Origin of the sequence: Corynebacterium spheniscorum, assembly GCF_900113445.1 — a bacterium.
GTDB classification, from domain to species: Bacteria; Actinomycetota; Actinomycetes; order Mycobacteriales; family Mycobacteriaceae; genus Corynebacterium; species Corynebacterium spheniscorum.
Map to the genome: position 1 here is coordinate 46,359 of NZ_FOPJ01000002.1, position 6,636 is coordinate 52,994.

Here is a 6,636-nt window from a genome sequence, read left to right on the forward strand (position 1 = left end):
AAATATGGGTACTAACGAAAGGCGTTTTGGCGCTGATGGGTGATACTTTCAATCTGGTTGATGAACCATGGATCAAGGTCCTCAAACAGGATAATTCTGTTGAGGAGGTGAGCCTTCGTGACTTCTTTAAGCACACTGATGACTATGTGGACCTGGCAGGTGAACTTCCGACACAAGATGCGGCAGTACTAAGGGTTCTCCTTACGATCCTTTACCGCGTATTTGATGTTGAGCCTGAAGATTCGGAAGAAAACATTGAAGCCTGGATGGAAGCTTGGAGTTCCAAGGCGCTGCCAGTTGCAGAAATCGATTCATATCTAGATGAATGGCATCATCGGTTTGATCTACGCGATGCAAAACAACCATTCTTCCTCACGCCGACTTTGACTAATGCTAAAGAGGCGTGGAAGGCGCTGGATGCCCTTGTGCCCGATGTCAGGGGCATTAGTGCGATGTACACCCGAAGGGATGCTGCACTACCAATCTCGGCAGCAGAAGCGGCACGTTGGGTTATTCATTGCCAAGCTTATGACCCTTCCGGTATTAAAACCGGAGCAACAGGTGATCCGCGTGTCAAAGGGGGCAAGGGCTACCCGGACGGTATTGGGTGGTCGGGCTGGATGGCTACCACTGCAATCTATGGAACCACTCTGACAGAAACTTTGCTGTTAAATCTGGTTATGGATTCTCTGCCTGAAGAGATGGGCACTCCGGCCTGGGAGCAGGAGGTTACTACTGCGAAAGCCCGTAGTGCTGATGCAATTGGGCCTGTTGGTCCGCTTAGCCTCATGACCTGGCAGTCTCGCAGGATTCGATTGAAATGGGAGGGGAACCAGGTAGTCGCGGTCAGAATCAGTTATGGCGATCGCGTCGACCACACCGCGCAGTACGGTGTAGAGCTGATGACTCCATGGCGCTATAGTGATCCTCAATCTCGTAAAGCTAAGCGGGACATCTATATGCCTCGAGGCCTTAGTCCTGACCGCGCGGCATGGCGTGGCCTTGATGTTTTATTGCCCTCTAGTAATGCTCCTATGACCAAGGGACGTGGGGGCGAAGTCAAGGCGGGTATTCCCGCAGCTAGCGTTGGGTGGGTTTCGCGTTTAACTCAACGGCGCTTTATCCCAGACGATCTATTGCTTGGGTTGCGCTTGGTTGGGATAGCCTACGGTACTCAGGATTCAAGTGTAGACCGAACGCTCAGAGACATCCTGACTTTCCGTAGCGCTCTAATTGACCTAGATACAGATCTGATCGGTATCGCCAAAACCGCCGTAGTCCGCGCAGATGATGCGATTAAAGCGTTGGGTAATTTCGCGGGCAACCTTGCTGTAGCTGCTGGTGGAGATCGTGGACCCGCGGCAGCGAAAGCTCGCCAACGCGCGTATAGCGCCGTTGACCCGCTATTTCGCGATTGGTTGAAGACCCTCCGATCTCCCAAAGGCGAGGATCCCAGTCTTCACGATGCGCAAGGTAACCGTATTGCCGAGGCTGCGCTGCAGGAGTGGACTAAAACAGTAGCCTGCACTATCGATGCATTACAACGAGAGCTGCTGGACACTGCCCCACCAGATGCCTGGCGTGGTCGGGAGGAAAACAACCGTCACATTGATGTTGGGCTATCTGACCTGTGGTACCGGATCGCCCGAAATAAGGCACTTCCACAGTCGGGAAGTAAGGAAAACAAAATAGAACGGGAGACCAAGTGATCACATTAAACCGACAGGAGCTAGACCTCCTGGCGCAAACTGTGGCGCGCAATGCAACCGTATGGGGTAATTCAGCCATAGCGGACCGAAGTACTGGCCGTGCAGCTCTTGCCGCGCTCCGTCACCCTAGCCAAGAGGGCTTTAATGCCGCTTCTTGGAGCCAGGTGCTAGAAAACTTTCCAGTTGATCTAGCAGGCTGCGGCGATGAACCGAGCATAGGAGAATGGGCTGCCCACCTGGCGCTGACCGTGTTCGCATTTCATCAGCAATCCAAGACTCACCTAATGCACAAGTCTGGGCAAGGTCTTGGTCGGGCGGTCAGACAGCTTGCACTGCGTGACAATAAAGACGAACCCGACTCGGGAGTTCTGCGGCGGTACAAGATTGTGCTCCAAGCACCGACCATTGAGGCGACTGCGTATCACCTTCGTGGCTTGGTTCAGCTACTAAGACAAGCAGATATCCCCCTCGACTATGGGCGCCTGGCGATGGATCTTGCCAATCTGCGCAATCCCCGCAGGTCTGATGGAGTTCGACTGCGGTGGAGTCGTGAGTTCTACCTCACCCCACGTGAAGAGAACCAAAAGATTTCAGAAGCAGGATCCTAAGTACTTGCGGATTTCTGAACAACAAATTCGATTTTGAAAGGTAATATGATGAGCACTTTCATCGACCTCCACATCCTCCAAACCCTCCCGCCGTCAAATGTGAACCGCGATGACTCTGGAAGTCCCAAGACTTGCGTGTACGGTGGCGTGCGTCGTGCTCGTGTTTCCAGCCAAGCATGGAAGCGCGCTACTCGCGTTGCCTTCTCTCAACGTTTGGATACCGCTGAACTGGGTGAACGAACTGTTTTTGCGGTTGAGCGCATCGCAAAGCGCATCACTGACCTTCGACCCGACCTGGCTGATGAAGCGGAACAGTTGGCCGCCGCAGTTTTGAAGAAAGCCGGCGTAAAGAGCGAGAAGAATAAGCCGAAAGATGAAAATGAGACACCCCGCACGGTGACCGGGTATCTGCTTTTCATCTCGCGCGGACAAATTGATGCGCTCGCTCGCCTCGCGGTGGATAACTCCGAGCATATCGCCAAGACCCCGGCTAAGGACGCCAAGGCTGCGATGACCGGTATTGCTTCTATCGACCTTGCACTATTCGGGCGTATGGTTGCAGATGCTCCGGACCTCAATATGGATGCGGCATGTCAGGTTGCGCATGCGCTATCTGTTCACTCCACGGCCCAGGAGTTTGACTACTTCACCGCTGTTGATGACAATGCTCCCGAAGATAACGCGGGCGCAACCATGATCGGTACCGTAGAGTTTTCTGCACCAACTTTGTATCGTTATGCGACGATCAATGCTGATGAGTTAGCGAATAATTTGGGTTCGGTGGATGCCGCCGCGCGTGCAGTGGAAGCTTTCGTCGATGCCTTCATCACATCGATGCCGACCGGCAAACAGAATACCTTCGCTAACCGGACGCTGCCAGACTTTGTCTTAGTTCAAGTTCGCGATGATCAGCCGGTCAACCTTGCGGAAGCTTTTGAAGATTCAATCGAGGATACTCGCGGCCGTACCACCGCTGCGACGAAAGCACTAGCACAGTATGCCGCTGAACTGGAGGAAGCTTATACCTCGAGGCCTGTTGCCAGCGCATTCTTGGCGGCGGGTGGTGCCGCAAAACCGGAAGCCTTGGAGGCACTCAAAGACATGGGCGAGCGCGTAAACCTTGCTGGCCTTGTCGAATTGGCCGGTTCGCAGGTCCGTGAACGAGTGGAGGCACAGTGAGCGTTCTACTCCTCAGGCTGGCTGGACCAATGCAGGCGTGGGGTGTAGAGAGTCGATTTAACTACCGAGGAACTCGACGGGAACCGTCTCGCTCAGGTGTGATTGGTCTCTTAGCCTCGGCTCATGGCAGGCGAAGGACTGATGATGTGTCCGACTTGCTCCACCTCAATTTCGGGGTTCGGATTGATCAACCTGGACAGATTGAGACAGATTTTCACACCACCAAGGACTGGCGAGCTGATAGTCGAAAACCGCTGACCACCCGGGAATACATTATGGATGCCGTATTCACGGTGGGGCTTGAAGGTGATCGCACCGAACTAGAGCAGCACCGCAAGGCACTATTGAACCCGGCATTTCCACTCTTTCTTGGAAGGCGGTCGTGCCCTCCCAGCGGTCCAATCGTGCTGGATATTGTCGACACTAATCTTTCTGACGCTTTGGAGCAGACCGATTGGCAGGCTTCCCGTTGGTTCCGACGTAAACAAGGTCCCTCTGTCACCCTCTCTATAGTGCGCGACGCGATGCTTAGCGAGGAGGCTGATGAAATTATCAGTGATATCCCCGTGAGCTTTGACCCGACTGATCGGATATATGAGCGTCGTGCAGCGGTTATTCGCTCGGTCCAAAAAGACAATGTAGACAGTCGCCGCAAACGTATCGAAGCCGCGGTCGAACAGGATCCCCTTAGCGTGTTGGAGGACCTCTGATGTATTTATCTAGAATGCGCCTGAATCCTCGGCGACGGGGCACAGTGTTCCTTATCGGAAACCCCCAAGCCATGCATGCTGCCGTGGAAAGCTGCTTCCCCCCGGTGGACGGGCAAAAGGAGAGGGTGCTCTGGCGTATCGATCAGCACCCCGACTCCGTGGAACTGTATATCCTCAGTCCACGAAAACCCTCCTTCGAACATCTTCAAGAGCAGGCTGGTTGGGAGAATGAGCCTTCATGGCGAATTCTCGATTACTCCCCGCTACTAGATCATGTGCACAAGGGGAACCGATATGGTTTCAACCTTGTGGCGAATCCCGTGCATACCGTGACGGACCCTAAGACGGGCCGTAAGGCGCGCAAAGCTCATGTCACCCGAGCACAAATGCGACAGTGGCTGCTTGATCGTGCCGATCAGATAGGGGTTGCTTTCCCCATCGACGACGCCACTGGCGAACCGTTGGTGCAGGTGGTTGGGCAACGTGATCTGAACTTCCGCCGCGGAGGCAGCACCCTACATCTGCGACAAGCCGAATTCCAGGGAGTGCTGGATGTCACTGATCCGGACTTCTTCAGAGAAGCGATCACTTCAGGTATTGGCAAAGCGCGTGCCTATGGTTGCGGACTGTTCACACTGGTCCCGGTGGCAAAGGAAGAGTAAATGCACAGAGGTGTAAAGCCCTCTACACCGCAGGAACTCCCTCGTTCCACCGACCGCATCACTTTTTGCTACCTCGAGCACTGCACCATCGGTCGCGATGCCAACGCGCTCACCGCTACCGATGCGCAGGGGGTCTTATACATTCCGAGTGCCGCGTTAAGTGCGCTGCTCCTCGGCCCCGGCACACGGGTGACTCACCAGGCCATGACTGTCATCGCTGATAGCGGTTGCACTGTCGCATGGGTCGGGGCCGGTGGTGTGCGTTATTACGCGCATGGCCGGCCTATCGGTCGTTCAACGGCACTCTTGGAGATGCAAGCTCGTTTAGTTTCTAACCAACGGCTCCGCTTAGCTGTGGCACGACGGATGTACGGGCTTCGCTTTCCAGATCACGATCCTACTGACTTGACCATGCAGCAGCTACGAGGGCATGAAGGACGACGTGTTCGAGATTGCTACTCAGAGTGGTCTAAGCGTACTGGGGTGGAATGGCAGAGGCGTGACTATAAGATCGATGATTTTGAAGATTCTGATCTTATCAATAAAGCCTTGTCTATGGCGCACGCATGTTTGTACGCTTTAACGCATTCGGTGATCGTCCAACTTGGTTGTAGCCCGGGACTCGGGTTTGTACATACAGGGCACGATCGATCATTTGTCTATGATGTTGCCGATCTGTTTAAAGCCGAGACAAGTATCCCCGTGGCGTTTGAGACTGTTGCTGAGCTTCAAAGAGATCGGCCAGGAGGTGAAGTAAGTACATCGGATCTTTCAGCACTAGTGCGTCGTCGGATGCGTGAAGAGTTCATGTCTAGGAAGCTACTAACGAAAACCGTCGACGTTATATATGAACTGCTGGTTGACGAAACGCGACTCAGCGCGGAGGACGAGCTTACGCGGCCTGCTGTGGTGGAGCTGTGGGACTATCAACAAGGCACTGTCGGAGCAGGCATAAACTACTCTCCTTTGGATGCTGACCCACCATGGTGACTTTAGTACTCACGGCGTGTCCAGCAGGTCTTCGTGGCCACCTCAACCGCTGGTTGCAAGAGATAGCTCCAGGTGTATTCGTCGGCGAGCTGAATCCGCGTTTACGCGAACATGCCTGGGCTCTTACTGTTGAAGGCATCAAAGATGGTCGGGCCATTATGGTCTATTCCGATAAAAACCAGGACCAAGGCTTCGGCTATGTGGTGCATCGACATGAATGGGAACTGATGGACTTGGATGGACTCACCGTAATTCGAAGGCCGTCGAGAAAACGGCATGACCGCCGCCGGGGTGGATGGTCGTTTGCTGCACGGAAACGCCGGTCAAGTTAATTAAAATAACTTGCTTCGGGAAGTAAAGTGCCTGTACATTTAGTGTGTTCCCCGCGAAAGCGGGGATGATCCGTACCACGGCGGCACCGTGTTCCACTACATCGCGGTGTTCCCCGCGAAAGCGGGGATGATCCTGGATTTTGCGAGTGCACCTAGCTGCACCACACGGTGTTCCCCGCGAAAGCGGGGATGATCCCTGTGACCCGTGAGCTGGAGGCCGTGAAGGCGCGGTGTTCCCCGCGAAAGCGGGGATGATCCCTGCTCCAGCATGCCCTTGAACTTTGCGAGCTCTGTGTTCCCCGCGAAAGCGGGGATGATCCGAAACGTAGTCCTCCCACGAACGCTGAGTGCCAAGTGTTCCCCGCGAAAGCGGGGATGATCCTCCGAGACCAAAACCAGCAAGGGGAAGCGCTCTAGTGTTCCCCGCGAAAGCGGGGATGATCCCA

Annotated in this window: 7 protein-coding genes and 1 CRISPR repeat array; all 7 genes read left to right on the forward strand. The window is 54.4% G+C overall.

The window, feature by feature from the left end; genetic code table 11:
• Positions 1-35 precede the first annotated feature (35 nt).
• From casA to cas2e, 7 genes are read left to right on the forward strand one after another with little or no spacing between them, the layout of a single operon-like run.
• A complete protein-coding gene (gene casA / locus BMZ01_RS01800) occupies positions 36-1,709 on the forward strand; it encodes a type I-E CRISPR-associated protein Cse1/CasA (protein ID WP_092283858.1) in 1,674 nt (557 codons plus the stop codon).
• Complete coding sequence (gene casB / locus BMZ01_RS01805) at positions 1,706-2,317, forward strand: type I-E CRISPR-associated protein Cse2/CasB (protein WP_092283860.1); 612 nt, start codon at positions 1,706-1,708, stop codon at positions 2,315-2,317. The genes casA and casB overlap by 4 nt, the downstream gene beginning before the upstream one ends.
• A gap of 45 nt (positions 2,318-2,362) precedes the next feature.
• Positions 2,363-3,496: a type I-E CRISPR-associated protein Cas7/Cse4/CasC gene (gene cas7e, locus BMZ01_RS01810; protein WP_223845984.1), complete on the forward strand. Its 1,134-nt coding sequence runs from the start codon at positions 2,363-2,365 to the stop codon at positions 3,494-3,496.
• Positions 3,493-4,206, forward strand: coding sequence for a type I-E CRISPR-associated protein Cas5/CasD (cas5e, locus tag BMZ01_RS01815; RefSeq protein ID WP_092283864.1), 714 nt, complete (start codon positions 3,493-3,495; stop codon positions 4,204-4,206). The genes cas7e and cas5e overlap by 4 nt, the downstream gene beginning before the upstream one ends.
• Positions 4,206-4,868: a type I-E CRISPR-associated protein Cas6/Cse3/CasE gene (gene cas6e / locus BMZ01_RS01820; protein WP_092283866.1), complete on the forward strand. Its 663-nt coding sequence runs from the start codon at positions 4,206-4,208 to the stop codon at positions 4,866-4,868. The genes cas5e and cas6e overlap by 1 nt, the downstream gene beginning before the upstream one ends.
• Complete coding sequence (gene cas1e / locus BMZ01_RS01825; protein WP_092283868.1) at positions 4,869-5,858, forward strand: type I-E CRISPR-associated endonuclease Cas1e; 990 nt, start codon at positions 4,869-4,871, stop codon at positions 5,856-5,858.
• Positions 5,852-6,190 (forward strand): type I-E CRISPR-associated endoribonuclease Cas2e, encoded by a 339-nt coding sequence (gene cas2e / locus BMZ01_RS01830; RefSeq protein WP_092283870.1) that lies wholly within the window; start codon positions 5,852-5,854, stop codon positions 6,188-6,190. Before cas1e ends, cas2e begins: the two co-directional genes overlap by 7 nt.
• A gap of 44 nt (positions 6,191-6,234) precedes the next feature.
• Positions 6,235-6,634: direct repeats of the CRISPR family, unit length 28 nt; unit sequence GTGTTCCCCGCGAAAGCGGGGATGATCC.
• Positions 6,635-6,636: the final 2 nt, after the last annotated feature.

Coding starts and splice junctions, on each gene's coding strand:
- cas6e (WP_092283866.1), top strand. CDS start 4,206: ATGTATTTATCTAGAATGCGCCTGAATCCTCGGCGACGGGGCACAGTG.
- cas7e (WP_223845984.1), top strand. CDS start 2,363: ATGATGAGCACTTTCATCGACCTCCACATCCTCCAAACCCTCCCGCCG.
- cas1e (WP_092283868.1), top strand. CDS start 4,869: ATGCACAGAGGTGTAAAGCCCTCTACACCGCAGGAACTCCCTCGTTCC.
- cas2e (WP_092283870.1), top strand. CDS start 5,852: ATGGTGACTTTAGTACTCACGGCGTGTCCAGCAGGTCTTCGTGGCCAC.
- casA (WP_092283858.1), top strand. CDS start 36: ATGGGTGATACTTTCAATCTGGTTGATGAACCATGGATCAAGGTCCTC.